Genomic DNA, 19636 nt, shown 5'->3' with positions numbered 1-19636 from the left:
ATCATACAATCCAGTGATGAGGAAGAACCTCTTTCTCGCTCGAACCTTCTTAGAAGGGTGAGCGGGGGAGAGGTTCTTTCTATTCCTGGCAAGAGAGGGGGCTGAGCGATGGACATGTTATTGAAACGACCAGTTGTTCTAGGTTGCTGTCTGTGGATAACTGGTTATGCGCTTGCGCTCTATAGTGAGCTGCGGTGGTTGAACTTCACGACGAGCGCGCTGATGCTTGGTGCGCTCATCGTAATTTCTGCGCTGCGCCTGCCCTTCAGGCAGCCGCTGTGCGCTCTGTTGCTGGTCGGTGCAGCCTATGGCTACTACCAAGGGGCCGACCAGCGCAACGTCACCATGCTGCCGCTGGCACAGCAGCAGCAAAGTCTTGACGGCAGCGAGGTCACGCTGCTCGGCCGGATTGGCAGCCCTGTCACCGTCGACGGCGACAGGGCCAGCTTCACTGTGGAAGCGGCGTCCGTCCGCTTCCAGGACACCGCTTTCCCGCTCGGCGGGGAAAGCGTGCAGGTCTCGCTGCGCCTGCTGGAGCAGGCGCAGCAGGGCGTGGCGTCGGGCTGGCGCCGAGGCGACGCCCTCACGCTGGCCGGGACGCTGCGCAGCCCGTCCCCGGCACGCAATTTCGGCGGCTTCGACTACCGCCGATACCTGCGCCTTCACCACACCCATTGGCTGTTCTCAGCCAAAGGAGTGGATCAGGCGCAGGTGGAGCCTGCGGCTGCGCGCATTAGCGTCGTCCAGCTGCTGCGCTGGAACGACGAGCTGCGCGGCAACCTCAGCAGGCGCATGGACATGATATTCCCCGCGCCGCAGGCGGGGTTTATGAAAAGCATGCTCATCGGGCTGACGGATGATCTCGACCCAGAGCGGTTTCAGCAGTTTTCGGAGCTGGGATTGACGCATATTTTAGCGATTTCCGGCTTGAATATTGCCGTTTTTCTGGGGGTATGCATCTGGCTAATGCGCCGAATGAAGCTGACCCAAGAAACCTATCTGCTGATTTGCATAGGCTTATTGCCCTTCTTTATTTTGCTGACAGGAGCATCTCCCTCCGTTATAAGGGCTGGGCTGATGTCGATCGTGGTTCTACTGGCTGCCCGAAAAGGGCTGATCAAGGATATTTTGCACATCATGGCCCTCGTTGCTTGGATCATGCTGCTATGGAATCCGTATTTTCTGCTGGATGTCAGCTTTCAGCTGTCTTTTTTGGTCACCCTCGGTCTCATTCTTGGTGTACAGCGTATCAACGAGCTGCTTCAGCCCTGGCTGCCTTCTTCTTTGATACGAAACAGCGCCTCAATCACCTTGGTTTCTCAGTTGGTTTCTTTTCCTGCCTCGATTTATTATTTTAATCAGTTTTCTTTATTATCATGGCTGGCAAACGCTATTTTGGTTCCTGTGATCAGTATGGTCGTGTTTCCGGCTGGTTTGCTTGCTTTGGTTGTAGGTCTCGTATATGTTCCGGCAGGACAAGCCATTGGTTGGTTGATTTCTTGGCTTAATGAGCTGATATTTTGGTGCACGGACAAGCTCCAACAGCTGCATGGTTTTAAGCTGATTTGGGCAACACCGAGCTTGGCTTGGATTGCCTTCTATTACGTGCTGCTAGTCTGGATCTATTGGTTGTGGTGGCGCTTGTCGCAAACGAGCTCGACGATGTATCCGATTATGCTTGAAGTGACTCCAAACAGAAGGAGAATGAATCTGCCTCTATGGTTAGGCGCAGCGCTGTTCAGCTTTCTTGCTTTGCTTGTCATGGGGTATTATCCGGAGCGATTCAGCCATACAGGGCTTGTGCAGTTTATTGATGTAGGTCAAGGAGATGCTATTCTGATTCGCACTCCTAACGGTAAACATATCCTGATTGACGGCGGGGGAACACTGACATTCCGCAAGCCGGGGGATGGCTGGAAGGCGAGGAAAGATCCTTACGAAGTGGGGGCTAAGCTGCTCGTACCGCTGCTCAAGAAACGTGGTGTTCATCAACTGGATCTTGTCGTTCTCACCCATGAGGATGCCGATCATAGTGGAGGTTTGCAAGCGGTAGCCTCGCAGATTCCAGTCAAACAGTTTCTATTTAACGGCACTTTCAAACCAGGTGCTCAAACGGCTAAGTTATTTGAAACCTTGTTAACGCGCGATGTTCCGCTCATGCCTGCGCATGTTAGCCATTGGATTCAGATTGATCCGCAAACGCGACTACAAGTGCTCTATCCGGTTGGAAGCAACGAGCAGAGGCTTGAGATTGTGAAAGAGCAGAACGCGCAATCGGTTGTCTTTTTATTAGAAATGCAAGGAACCCGCTGGTTGTTCACCGGGGATATGGAGATGGAATCCGAAGCGAAGGTGTTGGCGCAGCTGCGAGACCATCCAGATTTACTTGATTTGAATGTGAGCTCGAGTGGCAGCAGACCCATGATTGATGTACTAAAAATAGCTCATCATGGCAGCAAGACATCAACCACGCAAGAGTGGCTAGATTATTGGAATCCCTCTTGGGCAGTGATTTCTGTTGGGGCCATGAACACGTATGGGCATCCGGCGCCTGCCGTTCTTGAGCGTCTGCTTAATGAGGGGATGGTCGTCTTTCGAACGGATCAGATGGGGGAAATTCAGGTGGAAGTTCGCCCCGAAGGTCTGTTTTCACGGTTGAAATTATCTGGGTCCTAAGACTTAGGGCATTTGGCACGCGTAACAAGGGAAGTTACATAAAAATGATTGAAATGATCATTTTAGCAGAAGGAATTTATTGAAATATGTCGAAATTGTAAATTAGCTGTTAATTAATTACATTAATCGACTTGGTGGTGAAATTATTTATGTCAAAAAAATCCAATGCATGGCAAGCGAAATTGCAGTCAGTTGGGGTTAAGCTTAGTTTATCAATTATTGCCAGTAGTCTATTTTTTGTTATTTTTATGGGAATCGCCTCTTACCAGATTTCTAAAAATGTGATGCAGACAAAAGTCACCGATGCTTCGCTGCAAACCATTGTGCAGGCTGGTCAGAAATTGGATTTTTTGTATCAATTGTATCAGAAGCTTGCCTTACAGCTTGTGATGGATGCTCCACTACACCAACAGGTGAGCAAAGCTTCGAAATTAAGTAAAGATTCTCGGGAATACAATGAGAATATGTCTACGCTGGAAACAACGTTATCCGCTTACATTTACTCTAATGATGGTATTCAGTCGATGGAATTGTTTACACCTGCAGGAGATATCATCCAGACCAAATCAAGTTTGATGTCACAGAAAAACTATGCTGCTCAGGACTGGTTCAAAGCTATTGTAGCCAAAGATGGAGACCCGGTGTGGTTGTCTTCGAAATTGAAGGATAATCGAATTACATCATCGGTTATTACGGTAGGCAGCTTGATTCATCAAGCTAACTCCGAGGAATTTTATGTGGCGCTTTTTGATGTCAGCCTAGACATTGTCAAAAATCAATTATCGCATATTCAACTCGGTGATACGGGGATTATTCAAGTGCTGGATGGATCGGGCTTGGTCATCTACAGTCAAAATGCATCTCAAATGGGAGCTGCCACAGGGTATCCGTTAAGCGTGGAAAGCATGAGCAAGAAGAGTGATTCTTTCCTTTCGAGTGATGCGGACCAACAGATTGTCTTGTCCAAATCAGAAGCGACAGGTTGGTTTACCGTAGGTATAATTCCCATTGATGATCTAACCAAGGATATGAAAATTATTTATAATTTAACGATTATTTTCTCGTTATGCGCGCTTGTTCTGGCAGCTGGCATTGGTTATTTGGTCGCAAGAATGATTGGGAAACCGCTTAACCATATTCGGAATTTGATGGAGGATGGGGCTGGCGGTGATCTGCGAATTCGCGTGCAAACCAACGCTAAGGATGAGATTGGCCAGTTAGGAACGAGCTTTGATACCATGATGAAGCAAATTACAGAACTGTTCAAACAGACAACGCATTCGTCAGAGGAAGTGTTGGTCACAGCCGCGGAATTATCTGCGTCATCCAAACAAACAGCCGCATCTGCCAACGAAATTGCAGTAGCCATCAATGAAATTTCCAGTGGCGCATCTGGCTTGGCTTCGCAATCGGAGCGCGGCAACGAGCTGACCATTCATATTGGACAACAAATCTCCAGTGTTGTGGAGGCTAACGGGGTGATGGGCATTGCGGCAGAGGAGATGCAAAGCTCAAGCCGCATCGGTACGCAGTATATGGAAGAGGTTATCGCCAAAACGAGCATGACCGAAGAAATCACACGTTCTATGGTTGATAAGGTTGACAAGCTCAAGGAGAGCACCCTTTCGATTCGCAAAGTGCTGGATATCCTAAGCCAAATGACGAAGCAGACCAACATTCTATCCCTCAATGCTACCATTGAGGCGGCACGCGCCGGAGAAGCAGGGAAAGGGTTCATGGTTGTCGCCGATGAAATTCGTAAGCTAGCTGATCAGTCGAGAAAATCGATCGAGACGGTTGGTCAAATTACGGAAACGATTCAGAATGAGATTATAGATACAGTAACCGTTCTCTCCGAGGCTTACCCGATCTTTCAGGAACAGATTCATTCTGTCAAAGAAGCCGACTTGCTGTTCAAGCAAGTACAGGGCAGAACGGTCAGCTTCATCGAACAATTGGGCTCTGTCAGCCAAACGGTCATGAAGTTGGAAGAATCGCAATTCGTGCTTAGTGATACGATGATGAACGTAAGTGCGGTCTCTGAGCAATCTCTGGCTAATTCTGAACAAGTGGCTTCCTTGAGTTCCGAACAATTAAGCATAAGCAAAGGCTTAGTTCAATTATCGGACAAATTAGAGAAGCTTTCCGTTGCTCTCCAGGATTCTCTGTCCAAATTCAAAGTTTAAAATAGGCGCAGCCCAAGAAGATGATTTCCGGTAAAGGAATGTCTTGTTGGGCTTTTTTACTTATTCATTTTCTTGGAGCAATGCTTCTCCATAGTTCGCAGGCTGCTGAGAAACCTGTTCAGGATCGGCTGTTTGCATCCATGGCGGGTCGCCATATTTATGCAGCGTTTGATTGATCCAGTAAATACCCAGTGGAACAACGTAAGATAATAGGGTGCAAAGCACGACTAAACCGGATGGGATTAAGCCAATGAAAGATGACCACATGGTCTTATTGCTCCTTCGATACTTCAAATATATTTCCGACTCGTCGGATAATAACCTGAGCTTGTACTTCAACTTCTGCTTGGGAAAATAGATTCGAGCCTTGATCCCAATTCTCAGAGATTGGCTTCCACATTTTGTAGTGATTTTCATACAGATACGAGCCGAGTCCCAGAGCATCTTTCTTGTAAGTTTTTTGAAGTTTCGCAATGACTTTATTCGTATTCTTGATAAGTGTTTCTTCCAGTTTTTTTTGCAAGGATGCCAGTGTTTTGGATTCTGTCGGATCGCCGTCGGTGAGCGATTTATCGAGAACACCCTCAGCCACTAATTTAATCGTAAATTTAAAGTGGCTAGGGCTTGTCTGTTTAACGATGAATTTGCGTCTTGCTCGCTCGACTTTAAATCCAATGATTTCATCGCTAACATTCGCTTCAACCGTTCCTCCCTTCACTTCCTTGGTGATAAAGTTGAGACCTTGGGTTTCTTCCCCATTCAAGAATCCAACCAATTGATTGGTTGCACCGTCGAATAAGGCACTTCCATTCAAACTTAGATCTTTATTTTCTTTTTTTACTTTTTGTATCACATAGCTTTCGCGTTTGATTAAATTCTCATGGACATCTCCAATTCTCGACTGGGGCAGCATGTAGTTGGTTTTTTTATTATTTTTGGCAATCGAAGCGATGTAGTCAATCGGTGTGGTTTCATTATTCGGCTGAATGTCTAGGATATCCGAAGCTTTTCCTTCCGCGATTAACACTTGGACGCCTCTGCGCATCTCGCTATTCCTTAGGAAATAGTCCAGCATGCTGGGGAATGCAGATTTACTCTTCGCCACCTCGCTGGACACAATGATAACTTTTAAATGTTCGAAATAAGGAGTTCGGCTTGTCTTGGCCGCCATTCTTGCGGCAATAGCAGGCATGGAGTTTCCCGAAGTTGAAATGTTGAAATAGGCTTGCGTGGCATGAGGCGCGCTATTATTTTGGGTACTGCTTTGCTTCAAACCGCCTGGAACCATCATTTGAAAGGTGCCTGTGTACAGTTTTTTTTCTCCTGCTTCTTTGTAGTCCACGGCAACCCCTACAACAAATCCTCGATCATTGATTTCTACGCGATCCCAGCACCCTGTTAAGAGCAAGACAACACAGCCAAGTCCTAATAAGGTTAATAGGGGTTTAAGTGACATCACTTTTCACTCCTCGAAGCTTTGCGACCATAAAAATGATGATAGGAAACAAGATGCTGACGATTACGCCGTAATGCGTTATAACGCTACTTATTTTAGCAAAATCCGTTAAGTTTTTTGGAAACATGCAAAGTAAGTAAATGATAGGACTTAATAGAAAGGTCAATTGGATATGTTTTTTTTTAGGGAAAATCGAATGGAGCGCAAACACAGCACAATCATAGGCCATAACGGTTGTCGTGAAGACAGCCATAATCCATATTGTAAAAAAAATCGACTCAAAACGTTCGAAAAATTCGCCCGGAATTTGCATTTCTTTGGCTAATTCTACGGCAGGGTAAGTAATTTCCTGCAGCGTCATCTGTGAAAATACGCCTACACATACAAGATAGATGGCTGTATACAGAATGACGGGGAGTAGGATGCCGATGACTACGGCTTTTGGGGCATCCTTAGGGCGGTTCATCAAGCAAATATAGAATAGGATGATTTCAAACCCCAAGAGCGAAAAGGCCGTATTTTTAATACCAACGGTTATTGCTTTCCAATCCGTGATGAAAAACGGTTTTAATTCTTTGGAATCAAAAATTCCCAGACTGAACAGCAGGACGAGTACCGTTATGGTGATGACAATCGGGATAAACAGGATGTTTAATCGAATAAGGCCAACGCGAGTGCCTGATACCCCATTTACGACAACAAGCAAGAATGCTAAGGAAATGACTTCGACAGGCGTATTCTCAAATAAATACTGCTTGGAGATATTGGCTATCGCTCTAACCTCGTAAGCGGCAAAGCAGAGAAAATAAGCAGAAAGGGAACATACAGCTATGATGGCGAGCGGTTTCGTAACGGCAGCAGTCGCATAGGCAAAATAGCCCTGTTTGCTAAAGTGAGTTGCAATATAGGCGAGCAGCCAGGCAAAGCCGGCAGCGATAATACCTGCAATAAAGATGGATATCCACCCATCCGACGATTGGACGGTCTTCGCCAAATCCCGCGGCAGCATAATGACGCCTACCCCTATAATCATCGAGGAAATGGTAATCACCATATCCAAAAAACCAATCTCTCGATCACCGTATTCAAAGGTTTTCATGTTATTTTCTCCTCGGCAGCATACGTTCTTCATTTTTGGTTTGCAGCATTTTGGGCCGTTTTCTCAGAAAGAAAAGAGGGGCCCTCAGGATGAGATCTTTCCAGTCACGAATAAATATCGGTGCAAACGGTGTTGAGTACGGAATGCCAAAGCTCTTCAGATTAACGATGTGGATGTTGATCATGATGTAAGCCAGAATGATGCCGTAAAGCCCGAAAACGGCGGCAATCAGCATAATGCCGAATCGCATCATGCGCAGTGATATGGCGAAGGAATAAGACGGCAAGGAGAAGGAAGCAATGGCTGTGACCGCTACGACGATGACCATAACGGGACTGACCATGCCTGCGGCTACAGCAGACTCCCCGATGACGAGTCCTCCAACGATCCCTATGGTTTGACCAATCGGCTTCGGCAGCCGCAAGCCTGCTTCTCTGAGCAGTTCCAAGGTAAATTCCATGACAAAGGCTTCGATGACTGCGGGAAACGGTACGCCTTCTCGCGCCCCGGCTATGGAGAAAGCCAGTTTGGAGGGAATCATGCCATGATGAAATTCGAGTAAAGCAATATAAAGAGCAGGCAAGAAAGTGGCGATGAAAGCGGAAATCATCCTTAAGGCGCGTGTTAGGGTGCTAATCAGCCAATTTTGATAAAAGTCTTCGGGGGATTGCATGCTGGATGCGAAGGTAATTGGCAAAATGAGAGCGAAAGGGTCGCCATCCACCAAAATTCCCACGCGTCCTTGGAGAATGGAGCCAGACACTTTATCAGGCCGTTCCGTATTCAAAATAACCGGAAAGGGACTAAGAAAGCTATCCGCGATCCATTGTTCTAGATATCCGGACCCTTCTATATCGTCGATATCAATTGTGTTTATTCTGCGGGTGACCTCCTTCACCAGCTCAGGATGAACAATATCCGCGATATAGGTAACGACAACTTCTCTTTTCCCTCTGCTTCCGATTTGATAGGTATCGAAGACGAGGTTTTTATCTTTAATTCTCCTGCGGATCATTGCTGTATTTGTCCGCAGATCCTCGGAAAAGCCTACACGGGGACCGCGAATGATGGACTCTGTTTGTGATTCTTCAACAGCGCGTGTTTTCCATCCGCAGCTGGAAATTAGAATGCCTTGCTGCAGTTTGTCGAGCAGCAGAAGGGTGTTTCCTGACATTAAAGCCGATAGCATGTCATCCACAACATCTTCGATTTCAAGATCATACGTCGTTAATATTTGCTGCGTCAAAATGGTCATAAGTTCAGTAGGGGACGCAGCTGCATGATGATAAGAATGGAGCATAGGTTTTAGCAGTTGGTCATTGATAAGCGTGGTGTCCACTAGCCCGTCAAAGCTGACTAACGCACAGGGGTGCTGTTCCTCGCCAATGGTGAACTCCCTTATCATCAGATCGCTTGGGTTATGCATCTGCATTTTAATCATGGCGAGGTTATCTTGTAATTCAAGAGCAAGTCCTTGGTTGAAAGGGGAAGCGGTCTGATTTTTACTAATTTGCGTCGTTGCCGGGATGGTTGCTCGTCGGATCGGTTTTCTGCCGAATAATTGTTTAAACATGAGCTGCTTCCTCCCCCGCGTTACAAACTACTACCCTCAATATTTACCGTTTTGCCCTAAATTAACCGAGAATGACATTTGTCATCCGAAATTGATGATAGCTGTGAATGAACATGTGATTTTGATTGCGTTAAGATAAGACTATAACCAACACATAGCGAGGTGGAATATGAAATCAATCATCCAATTGGATCAAGTAACCAAAGAATTTAAAGGAAAACCAGCTGTAGATGATTTGTCTTTAACCATTAATGCGGGCAGTGTTGTTGCGCTATTGGGTCCCAATGGTGCTGGAAAAACGACAGCAGTTTCAATGATGCTCGGACTTCTGCAGCCAACTAAAGGGAAGATTCGTATTTTGGATGGCCATCCTCAAGATAAAGCGGTTCGTAATCGTATGGGCGCCATGCTGCAAGATGTCAATGTGATTGATGGTTTGACAGTTCTGGAGACGATTGATTTATTTCGACATTATTACTCGAATCCGCTGCCGCTGCATCATCTGCTGCATATTTCTGGACTGGAGTCGGAGAAAAATAAAAGGGCTTCTGCACTATCCGGGGGACAGAAGCGGAGACTGGGTTTTGCGCTTGCCTTAGCGGGTGATCCGGAATTGCTTTTTTTGGATGAGCCAACGGTCGGGATGGATATTACGGCGAGACAGCAATTCTGGGAAACGGTTCGGACCATGGCGGCTAAAGGCAGAACCATCATTCTCACGACGCACTATTTGGAAGAAGCGGACAGCATTGCGGATCGCATTGTCGTGATTAACAAAGGGAGATTAATTGCTGACGGCACTTCCACAGAAATTAAAGCATCCACCAATCGGAAGACGATTCTGTTCACTGCAGGCGCAAATTTAACAGAGGACCAGCTCTCATCGCTCCCTTCTGTGGGGGAAGTGGTGTGGAGCGGCCGAAAGGTCAAGATTACGAGTCCAGACACCGATGAAGTTATCTTCGCTATGATTCAAAGGCAGTTGGATATTAAAGATATTGAAATTCATGCTGGCGGATTAGAAGATGCCTTTCAATTTCTTGTTCAACAATAAACTTCCATGTAAGGAGATGACAATGCCATGCGAGCTATGATTGCACAGTGTAAAGCAGAACTGTTAAGAACCTTTCGGAATAAACGTTTTTTTATGTTTTCGTTAATTATGCCAGCCATTTTTTACTTTATTTTCTCCTCGATGGTCGGGGATAATACAGAAGTTGGTGGGGTTTCCTGGAAGGCCTACTATTTGATGTCGATGACTGTTTTCGGGGTGGTCGGAGCCTGTGTGAATACGTTAAGCATTAAATTTGCCCAAGAGAGGACGCAGGGTTGGCTGCGCATGATTGAAATCACGCCGCTCCCTTCTAGCGCCTATGTGCTGTCCAAAATTGTGTCGCATTCCATTATTAATCTGGTGACGATCATCTTTATGTTTTTGCTTGGCGGTATTGTCAAAGGAGTAGATCTTACTTTCATGCAATGGGTAGGTTGCGGCTTGTGGATATGGCTTGGTTCACTACCCTTTATGGCACTGGGGCTGCTAATCGGAACCTGCAAAAGTGTCGAGGTCACACAAGTCGTGGCGCAAATCATCTTTATGGGAACATCCATACTTGGCGGACTTTGGTTCCCCACGCAGGCTATGCCCAAGATCATGCAAACCATTGCCCAGTTTGTGCCTACTTTCCGCTATGGTCAAGGAGCATGGAATATCATTTCGGGCGCAGGGCTTACTTGGAGTGGAGTGCTGTTATTGAGCGTGTACGGGATTGTTTTTGTGGTATTATCTACGTATATCCTGCAAAAACAGAAAGCGGCCTAATGGATGAATAAATCTCCGGGTAATCGGAAAAAACCTTTTGACCTTTGGTATTTGTGGTTCTTTTATTTAATATTTCCCGTGATGTCCCTGTCGTCAATGCCGCTTCCACAAATGTGGATCGGCTTTGCTTTGTTAGCATTTTTTGCGCTTTGTGTCACACTAGGCTTCAAAGATGCAAAGCGAAGGTTGATTTATGTTGTGGTCATTTGTTTGTTGGTCATGTATTTTGCCACAATGTATAGTCCCTATCTGATTTATATGTTTTTTTATGCGATACCTTTAATGGGGCTGCTCCCGACAACAAGACAGTTCATATCCACGCTCGTCACACTGGTGGCAACGGTCGTGTTTATTATCTTACTGGATTTCGATCAATTCTACGGAGATGGTCTTTGGTACTTCTTGCCTTCTCTCGTTGTTATGCTCGTACTTCCTTTCGGCATTCGATCACGCATGAAAGCGACAGAATTGAAGATGAAGTTGACGGTAGCCAATGATGAGATTGCCCGTCTAGCCATGCTGGATGAACGGCAGCGGATTTCCCGCGATTTGCATGATACACTGGGGCATACGCTTTCTTTGATTACATTAAAAAGTGAATTAGCAGAGAAGTTGATTTTCAAAAATCCAGAGCAGGCTCTGCTTGAAGTGAAAGATATTCAGTCTACATCCAGAGCTGCTTTGAGACAAGTGCGTGAATTGATATCCGGGATGAACACGGCCTCTGTTCTGGAAGAATTAAAGAAGTCGGAAGAGATTCTGCAAACCGCGGGAATCGTGTTAGTTCTTGACAATACGATGGAGCTATCTGTCGTACCTCCAATCGTTCAAAACATTTTGGGAATGATCTTGCGTGAAGCGATAACAAATGTCATTAAACACACAGGAGCGACCAAGTGCACTTTGCGGCTATGGGAAGCAGCGGATATCTGGGGGATGAGCCTGTCTGACAATGGCCCTGCCTGCGGACAGCCCAAACCAGAGCAGCCTTCATCAGGGCGAGGACTTTTGGGCATGAAGGAACGTTTGGCATTCATTGAAGGAACGATGTCATTTCATAAAGGAACGGATATTGAAACGAAGCTTGTCGTTCAAATCCCTCGAATTATTAAACATTCATAAACGGAAGAGGAGAACATGAGTGAGAGTTATAGTTGCTGAAGATCAAGGAATGCTGCGAGGAGCTCTGAGTGCACTGCTGGATCTAGAAGAGGATATTGAAGTTGTCGGTCAAGCTGCGAATGGGGAGCAGGCACTGGACATGATTCAATCACTGAAACCGGATCTGTGTATTATGGATATCGAAATGCCTAAACTGACAGGACTGGACGTGGCTGAGAACATCAAACAAAACAATATGGCATGCCGCGTGGTCATCTTAACGACATTCTCTCGTTCCGGCTACTTTCAGCGGGCTATGAAAGCCGGCGTCCATGGATACCTATTGAAAGACGCACCCATTCAGGAATTAAGCGAGGCGCTTCGCAAAGTAGAGCAAGGGGGCAGGGCGATTTCGCCTGAGCTGGCCTTGCAGTTCTGGGAAGCTGAGAATCCTTTAACCAGCAAGGAACAGGACATATTGAAGTTGATTGCACAGGGGTTATCAGCTGGCGAGATGGCTAAGCAGCTATTTCTTTCAAGCGGAACCATTCGCAATTATGTCTCGGAAATACTGCAAAAGTTGGAAGCCAAAAACCGGATCGATGCGATTGCGATTGCGGAGAAGAATGGTTGGCTTTCATGAGAAAAGCTCGTGACTCCGCGTTTGGAGTTCACGGGCTTTTTCCATATCTGTGGTACTAGATAAACATAGTACTATCCCAACTTTTAAAATGATTTACAATGAATAATAATTTGAGGTTTTAGAAAGGGAGGCGCGCAACGAGGAAGGGAGCCGAAACTTATCCGGCTGATTTACGTCTAACAGGTGTATTTATTTAAGAAAGTTTGTTATTCTGGTAGTTGCAAGTCGCCATATTAAATTATTCTAAAAGATTTGCAACCTTATGAGTCGCAGCCGCGTCTGTAAGATTGCAAGAGGGAGGGATCCCAGTGGTAGCACCCGAACTGGTTAGATCAGCTCAAGCCGGTGATCGTGATGCTCTCATTACCCTATTGCGAGAAATTGAATCTCACGTCTATCGAACCGCTTATTATATTTTGAATAATGAACAGGATGCCCTTGATGCTTCACAGGAGGCGCTCCTTCGGATTTATACAAAAATTAATTCGTATGAAGAAAAAGCGTTATTCAAGACGTGGGTGCAGCGGATAGTTACCAATATCTGCATCGATAAATTTCGCAAGGCGAAACCTACGGTTTCTATTGATGAGCATGATATGACCTTTACTGCAGAGCATAATGTTGAATATGAAATTATGTCCGGCTATTTAGCCAAAGACATTCGAGAGGCAATTGATAAGCTTCCCGAACACCATCGTTCTGTTGTTGTTCTTCGTTATTTGCAGGACTTTTCGTATCATGAAATTGCAGAATCGCTGAACTTGCCACTGAATACGGTGAAGTCATACTTATTTCGAGCGAGACATCAGTTACAGTCGTTGCTCCAAGACTATCAGAAGGGAGGTGTTCGGGGATGAATTGTCAAGAGGTGATGGAACTTATGCAAAGACAACTGGATGGTGATCTGGAAGCACATGAGCAAGATGAGCTGCACGCTCACTTAGCATACTGTTTGGACTGTGCACAGATGTTTGAACGTTTACAGAGATTGTCCGATGAGTTGACCCAATTACCCAAGGTTGTTCCTCCATACAGTTTAGTCGACGCTATTATGCCGCAAATATCCGAATTGGATAAGCTTGCCGCGGCATCCATTACCGACAAGGTGGCTGTCTTCAGCACGAATGCAAGTCAGATGGATCATGGACAGACCTCAAAACTCCCTAGGACACGCCGAGTTGGATCACAATTCTCATGGAAATTCGCAGGCGGGATCGTAGCCGCTGGCCTTATCCTTGGTTTCTTCGCATTTAATATGCAGCATCCTGTCATGGATAATGCCGATGGACTTATACCCGCAAGAAGCAGCGCAGAATCCAAAAGTTCAGAACAAGCAGCGGGAGCTGCTCGCAAATTGGTAACGACCGATTCGGCGATCGAGAACAAAGATGCCAATCCAACCGATGTCGTGCCGGTTCCATCAAGTCAAGCACTGACGGATACGATGGAGAAATCAGACAACAAACAAGCACCTGCTGCTTCTTCAAAGGCAGAGGGGACAGGGCCTCAAGCAACGACGGACGCTAAGCTTGAGAAACCGCAACCCATCACGCAAGACACAAACAAAAGCACGAATCAAATGAAAGTTGCTCCTTCGACATCCGAACCGGCACGTATGCAGGATCCTGCCCCATCTTCCGTTGGGGGGAAGAAGGACACAGAGATGAGCTTAACAAACCAGGCTGCATTAGGTGGCGCTGTTAATAGTCATGAGAAGCAGGTCGATCCCAAAGATGCTGCTTCATCGAAAGCGGGAGAGCAATCGCCTGCGCCGCTTGCCAAGAAAGGGGCGGATTCCAGTGATGCAGTAGGATTCCAATCTTTGTATGCGGCTCCTGTGAATGAACTGCATTCAAAAACAGATGCTTATGTAGCGGTAGTTGAAAAGCAGCACGTCGTTATTCGCAGCAGCAAGACTCTAGAAGTAGTATTTGAGTCCAAACAAATTTGGAAAACCGATGATCCCATCACGCTAGTGGAATGGTCTAAGGATGAGATCTTGTTCTATCAAGTAGAGAGCGGAGGCTCCCTGCACACGAGTCGCATCGATCTCAAAAACAAAACGGAAGTGTCTCCATAAAACTTGTGATGCGAATGCACCAAAAGAGTTACTTTTGCATATGCTGTAAGAAATTGAAGCAAGCAAAGCAAAATAACGGTTCGTCCACACGGTTTAAGGTTTCTAGAGCCTTTCGCCGGTGTTTAAATAGACTAACAAGGGGATTGCGGCAAAGTCTTAGGGCTTTGACGTAGTCCCTTTGTTGTTGGTAGAATGTAGGCAAGGAGTGGACGCTAGCCATGGACGCCAAAAGAGCTTTGAAAGATATTCAAGCAGGCCGCCCTGCACCCGTTTATTTGTGCTATGGGCCTGAGAAATATAAAATGCGGGAATTTATTCAAGTATTAACCGATTTGCTTATTGAACCCGAACACAAGGAGTTTGCTGTCAGCAAATTCGATCTAAGTGAAATCAGCCTTTCAGCCGTTCTGGAAGATGCTGAAACGCTTCCCTTTATGGTGCCCAAGAAGCTGGTTATAGCCAAGAACGCTTTGTTTTTTACTGGCGCTAAGGAGAGCACGAAGATTGAGCATCATTTGGATCGCTTAACCGATTATTTGAAATCTCCGGCCGAGCATACCGTTGTCGTCTTCACAGTGGACGCTGACAAATTAGATGAGCGCAAGAAGATTGTCAAAGCGCTCAAGGAGCTGGAAGCTGCCGTTCCGTTCCTTTCCTTGAATGCGGATGAGCTGCAAGTTTGGGTGACGGGACAAGCCCAGCAGCGCGGCTTTACATTCGTGAAGGAGGCAGCCGACCAGCTGATTCTCTACACGGGAGGCAATTTACAGTCTTTGTCTGCTGAGATTGAGAAGATCTCTCTGTATGTTGGAGCAGGCTCGGAGGCTACGGTTGAAGTCATTGACCAACTTGTGGCGCGCAGTACGGAGCAGAACGTATTTATCCTTATTGAGGACATCGTAAATGTCCGTTTGGAACGGGCGTTCGTTATTCTGGAGGAATTGCTCAAGCAGCGTGAGGAGCCGATTAAGATCGCCTCGTTGATTGCGCGGCAATTTCGGATCATGCTCCAAGTGAAGGAACTTGGCAAACAGGGGTATTCCCAGCAGCAGATGGCTTCGCAGATCGGCCTGCATCCTTTTGCGGTGAAGATCGCAGAAGGGCAAGCGAGGCGGTACGATATTCAAAAGCTGAGTGCGATTATGTCTCAACTGGCCGATTTGGATTATCAGATGAAAACAGGCAAAATCGATAAAGTATTAGGGTTGGAACTATTCCTTCTCAGGCTGGCCGCCTAAAATGGAATAGTTGCGGAGAAGGGGATGTCTCTCACATGGCTTTTAAAGCTTTGAGAGCATCCTCCTCTTCGTTATTCCCTAACCAACAGCGGACAAAACTTCTTCAGCGAACAAATAAGAGCCTCCAGAGGCTCTTATTTGCGCAAAAAGCAGCCGTTTCTCTAGAATAGAAGCCTTTGCAGACTCCTATCTGCAACCAAACAAGTCCAAACTCCTCGGAACGAAGCAATAAGAGCCTTCAGAGGCTCCTATTTGCGCAAAAAGCAAGCCGTTTCTCTAGAATAGAAGTCTTTGCAGACTCCTATCTCGCAAGAGCACGACCAAATAAATGCAAAAAAGGTTGCCCTCAAGTAGAATGATCTACATGGAAGGCAACCTCTTTGTTTTTATGTCCTTGTATTACGCTTGGGCCGTAAGAGCGTTTAGCTTTTTAGCCAGACGGGACTTCTTGCGGTTAGCGGCATTTTTATGAATTAAACCTTTAGAAGCAGCTTTGTCTAATTTCTTAGAAGCAAAAACTAGAGCCTCAGGGGTTACAGCAGTTTCGAAAGCTTTCACAGCAGTACGCAGAGCGGACTTTTGGGAAGCGTTACGAAGACGGCGCTTTTCGCTAACTTTTACTCGTTTAATAGCGGATTTAATGTTTGGCATGAAATTCACCTCCTACTTACAAAACACGGTTCAACGTTACATTTGTATGTTTGCTGACAACTTTAAGTATTCTACCATGCAACAATTGAAAATGCAAGACCTACCAATAGGTTTTAAGAGGTTATCCCTTTTGCATAAGGGCTCAAAATTCATCACACAATATAGGATGCAAGGCACCTGAGAAAGGGGAACTTCTATGGACTTAGGCTCATTTACAACACATACCGATCTCGCGCTCGACGCAAGGGACATGGCTCATGCCGCCAATCAGGGGCAGCCCATTCCGGGCATTCAACAAGAATCCTCCCGGGAGAATGGTGTCAGGGTTACCAAGATCAACGTTCTGAACGAAGAAGGCTCCAAAGCGCTTGGTAAGCTTCTCGGTCACTATATAACGATAGAAGTACCTGCTCTTCGGGAGAAAGACAGCCAATTGCAGGACCGCGTCGCCACGAAACTAGCCCAGGAGTTCGAACAATTTCTACGTGAAATCGGGATCCCCAAGAATGCCAAAGCCCTCATCATCGGCTTGGGTAATGCCAATGTAACACCCGATGCGCTCGGCCCCTTGGTGGTCGAGAATGTGATGGTAACGAGGCATTACTTCGAGTTGGTTCCAGAGGATGTAAGTCCCGGATACAGAGCCGTCAGCGCCGTAGCGCCTGGGGTGCTGGGAACGACAGGGATCGAAAGCAGTGATATTGTGCAAGGGATTGTAGATATGTCTAAACCTGATTTCATTATCGCCATTGATGCATTGGCTTCCAGATCCCTGGATAGAGTCAATACGACGATTCAAATTGCTGACACAGGTATTCACCCAGGTTCCGGCATCGGGAATAAACGCAAGGGATTAACCAAAGAGAATCTAGGCATTCCCGTTATCGCAATCGGGGTTCCAACCGTTGTGTATGCTTCAACGATAGTGAATAATGCCTTTGACCTTATGCATAAGCATTTTAGCGAGCAGACAAGCAACACAGGGCAAATTCTCGGCCTTCTGGACAATATCCATGAGGATGAGCGGCTGCAGCTTGTAAAAGAGGTGCTAAACCCTGTAGGGCACGACTTGCTCGTTACGCCTAAGGAAATTGACCAATTTATTGAAGACATTGCCAATATTATTGCAAGTGGCTTGAATGCCGCCTTGCATGATGCGGTAAGTGTTGAGAATGTTGCCGCATATACGCACTGAAAATGACGGAGAACGGTGTCCACGGTTGTGGTGGATGCCGTTCTTTCTTTTTGTCCAATTCCAGAAAATATGGAAGGAGATAGGAGGTCTGCGTCGAAATAACTGACGATGATCTCTATGTTAGGAAGTGATTCTAGTGAACAGTGCGCAGCGAGCGAAGCTATTTATCGGGTCATCTGCGGAAAGTATTGAAGTGGCGGAGGCCTTGCAGTCTAATTTACATTTTATATTCGATGTTACGATCTGGAGTCAGCTCCTTTTTCCACCTTCACATACCACACTCGCTCCGCTAATTAAGCAAGCGAAGGCCAGCGATTTCGCAGTGTTTGTTTTTCAACCTAACGATTTGACCTTATTGCGAGATTCATTGGTCAGTTCGGTGCGGGACAATGTCATCCTGGAGCTCGGTTTATTTATTGGTCAAATTGGTTTGGAAAGAACCTATTTTCTCATTCCCGAAAAAGAAGAACTGCATATTGCTACCGATTTGATCGGACTAACACCGCTTACTTATCATGCGAACCACCCCTCTGGGTTAATGGCAGGACTTGGTCCCGCGTCCTACACAGTGAAGCAAATGTTGGGGGAGTTAGGATTGAGGGCAAAATGAAACCTAAACTGTTCATTGGCTGCTCCCAAGCGGGCACACTTTGGGGGGAATTCTTTCAATCGCAGCTGACAGCTGTCTCGGAAGTCACGCTGATTAATCAGGGGGTATTGACGGCTTCCCAGCATAAATTAAAAATGCTAAAAAAACATATTGAAGAGTGCGATTTCGCCCTGTTGGTTGTAACGAACACAGATCGTCATGATCCTCCGAACTATGCGAATATACTCGTATTGATCGGTCTATGCATCGGTGAATTGGGTCATAGCCGGACGTTCATTGTCCAATCACAAGGCAGTCAACTGCCTGACTACTTGGAAGGGTTCACGCCTTTGCTCGTTGATGACGGTGAGGAAGCAGCGCCGCTAGCCGAACTGGCAGGTCCTCATCTGTATCCGATTAAACTTAGCATGAGTCAGCAGAAGAAACGCTTCAAGGCGTCTGATATGAGAAAAAATGAGGCGATCCGCAGTTTTTTGTTCGATGCTTTGGATTCGCTTAGTGTATCCAGTGTAGATTATGACCGTGTTTTGGATAAATTCCATAAGACATTTGATACCAATTGTGGTATAATCGAGCTTCAAGAAGTGACTGCAGCAACGCTCTTTGAACTTCGGGATGACGGGGTGACCTTACAGCAGTTCGGTCGAGCCGGTCAGGTAAGCAATAATCACAGCTTCCACGTGAACGACGCCAACAGTTACCTAGCCGAATGTTACCGCAGCCAAGATACGAACATCATCTTAGGCCGGGCCAAAGACAAAGAGGATGGCGAGTTTGAATATATCTACTGCGTGAAGCTGCATCCAACGATTGTTTCCTCCATCCATTTCAAGACGAGAACGGATATTCCGCCGCGCAATCATCATCAGGTGATGATGGAACTATCGGAAAAAAATGCGAAGCTTGTGTCTTCACTTAAATCCATTGTGAAAGGAAGGATGCTTTATGCTGAAGCACATGAAGAAAGTTCGTAACCGATTAACCCCCAAGAAAGAACATCAACCCAGTGACAAGTCACTGCTCAAACTATATACAGGACCAACCGTATTAAACAAAACAAGCGGGGTAACGATCGTAGCCAAAGGCTCCTTCGATTTTGAATCTCTCGCGTAATCATAGGCTCGAACAAGATTAGGTCGTCCACAGGTTATTAACCTGGAGGGCGGCCTTTTTTGATATATAAGAATTTATATGTTTTGGGGTGAGCGAAGCTTGCCCAGAATTTAAATGTTGGAGATTGACGCCAGTCTCCAGGCTTGGGTTGTAGGCGGCCCATCACGTTGGAGTGGTTCGATGCGATGAGAAC

18 protein-coding genes are annotated in these 19636 nt (G+C 46.2%); 13 read left to right on the top strand and 5 right to left on the bottom strand.

Annotation, left to right across the window (positions count from 1 at the left end):
- The first annotated feature begins 108 nt into the window (after positions 1-108).
- Both IEY34_RS01425 and IEY34_RS01420 read left to right on the top strand, forming a co-directional pair.
- Positions 109-2676 carry a DNA internalization-related competence protein ComEC/Rec2 gene (locus IEY34_RS01425; protein ID WP_229757407.1) on the top strand — a complete coding sequence of 856 codons (2568 nt, stop codon included), beginning with the start codon at positions 109-111 and terminating at the stop codon, positions 2674-2676.
- 149 nt (positions 2677-2825) lie between these two features.
- Positions 2826-4862, top strand: coding sequence for a methyl-accepting chemotaxis protein (locus tag IEY34_RS01420; RefSeq protein ID WP_189006533.1), 2037 nt, complete (start codon positions 2826-2828; stop codon positions 4860-4862).
- A gap of 60 nt (positions 4863-4922) precedes the next feature.
- Here IEY34_RS01420 and IEY34_RS01415 read toward each other — a convergent pair whose 3' ends face one another.
- The 4 genes from IEY34_RS01415 to IEY34_RS01400 are packed head-to-tail and all read right to left on the bottom strand — an operon-like array spanning position 4923 to position 8990.
- Positions 4923-5129: a hypothetical protein gene (locus IEY34_RS01415; RefSeq protein WP_189006530.1), complete on the bottom strand. Its 207-nt coding sequence runs from the start codon at positions 5127-5129 to the stop codon at positions 4923-4925.
- A 4-nt stretch (positions 5130-5133) separates the two neighbouring features.
- Positions 5134-6318 carry a Ger(x)C family spore germination protein gene (locus IEY34_RS01410; protein ID WP_189006528.1) on the bottom strand — a complete coding sequence of 395 codons (1185 nt, stop codon included), beginning with the start codon at positions 6316-6318 and terminating at the stop codon, positions 5134-5136.
- A complete protein-coding gene (locus tag IEY34_RS01405) occupies positions 6308-7417 on the bottom strand; it encodes a GerAB/ArcD/ProY family transporter (RefSeq protein ID WP_189006525.1) in 1110 nt (369 codons plus the stop codon). Before IEY34_RS01405 ends, IEY34_RS01410 begins: the two co-directional genes overlap by 11 nt.
- 1 nt (position 7418) lies before the next feature.
- Positions 7419-8990, bottom strand: a complete 1572-nt coding sequence (locus IEY34_RS01400) for a spore germination protein (protein ID WP_229757406.1) — start codon at positions 8988-8990, stop codon at positions 7419-7421.
- A gap of 169 nt (positions 8991-9159) precedes the next feature.
- Here IEY34_RS01400 and IEY34_RS01395 point away from each other — a divergent pair, with 169 nt between their 5' ends.
- The 7 genes from IEY34_RS01395 to holA all read left to right on the top strand — a co-directional run bounded on the left by IEY34_RS01395 (position 9160) and on the right by holA (position 15874).
- Complete coding sequence (locus IEY34_RS01395; RefSeq protein ID WP_189006522.1) at positions 9160-10044, top strand: ABC transporter ATP-binding protein; 885 nt, start codon at positions 9160-9162, stop codon at positions 10042-10044.
- 27 nt (positions 10045-10071) lie between these two features.
- Complete coding sequence (locus tag IEY34_RS01390) at positions 10072-10812, top strand: ABC transporter permease (protein ID WP_189006519.1); 741 nt, start codon at positions 10072-10074, stop codon at positions 10810-10812.
- A 3-nt stretch (positions 10813-10815) separates the two neighbouring features.
- A complete protein-coding gene (locus tag IEY34_RS01385) occupies positions 10816-11934 on the top strand; it encodes a sensor histidine kinase (protein ID WP_189006516.1) in 1119 nt (372 codons plus the stop codon).
- A 19-nt stretch (positions 11935-11953) separates the two neighbouring features.
- A complete protein-coding gene (locus IEY34_RS01380; RefSeq protein WP_189006513.1) occupies positions 11954-12556 on the top strand; it encodes a response regulator transcription factor in 603 nt (200 codons plus the stop codon).
- A gap of 308 nt (positions 12557-12864) precedes the next feature.
- Positions 12865-13413 (top strand): RNA polymerase sigma factor, encoded by a 549-nt coding sequence (locus IEY34_RS01375; protein WP_189006510.1) that lies wholly within the window; start codon positions 12865-12867, stop codon positions 13411-13413.
- Positions 13410-14636, top strand: coding sequence for an anti-sigma factor (locus IEY34_RS01370; RefSeq protein WP_189006507.1), 1227 nt, complete (start codon positions 13410-13412; stop codon positions 14634-14636). Before IEY34_RS01375 ends, IEY34_RS01370 begins: the two co-directional genes overlap by 4 nt.
- Positions 14637-14854: 218 nt before the next feature.
- Positions 14855-15874, top strand: coding sequence for a DNA polymerase III subunit delta (gene holA, locus IEY34_RS01365; RefSeq protein ID WP_189006504.1), 1020 nt, complete (start codon positions 14855-14857; stop codon positions 15872-15874).
- Between the two features lie 399 nt (positions 15875-16273).
- On the opposite strand, the gene rpsT is transcribed toward holA, so the two are convergent.
- A complete protein-coding gene (rpsT, locus tag IEY34_RS01360) occupies positions 16274-16525 on the bottom strand; it encodes a 30S ribosomal protein S20 (protein WP_189006501.1) in 252 nt (83 codons plus the stop codon).
- A gap of 196 nt (positions 16526-16721) precedes the next feature.
- Between rpsT and gpr the strand changes: the two genes are divergently transcribed.
- The 4 genes from gpr (at position 16722) to IEY34_RS01340 (ending at position 19443) form a co-directional block, all read left to right on the top strand.
- The gene (gene gpr, locus IEY34_RS01355; protein WP_189006498.1) at positions 16722-17720 is read left to right on the top strand and encodes a GPR endopeptidase; all 999 of its coding nucleotides are present in this window, start codon (positions 16722-16724) and stop codon (positions 17718-17720) included.
- A gap of 136 nt (positions 17721-17856) precedes the next feature.
- On the top strand, positions 17857-18330 hold the full coding sequence (locus IEY34_RS01350) for a TIR domain-containing protein (protein WP_189006495.1): 474 nt from the start codon (positions 17857-17859) through the stop codon (positions 18328-18330).
- A complete protein-coding gene (locus tag IEY34_RS01345; RefSeq protein WP_189006492.1) occupies positions 18327-19304 on the top strand; it encodes a TIR domain-containing protein in 978 nt (325 codons plus the stop codon). The genes IEY34_RS01350 and IEY34_RS01345 overlap by 4 nt, the downstream gene beginning before the upstream one ends.
- Positions 19276-19443 (top strand): hypothetical protein, encoded by a 168-nt coding sequence (locus tag IEY34_RS01340; protein WP_189006489.1) that lies wholly within the window; start codon positions 19276-19278, stop codon positions 19441-19443. Before IEY34_RS01345 ends, IEY34_RS01340 begins: the two co-directional genes overlap by 29 nt.
- Positions 19444-19636 lie beyond the last annotated feature (193 nt).

The organism is Paenibacillus marchantiophytorum (assembly GCF_014640555.1).
Lineage (GTDB): Bacteria > Bacillota > Bacilli > Paenibacillales > NBRC-103111 > Paenibacillus_E > Paenibacillus_E marchantiophytorum.
This window is presented reverse-complemented; position numbering and strand designations above follow the sequence as displayed.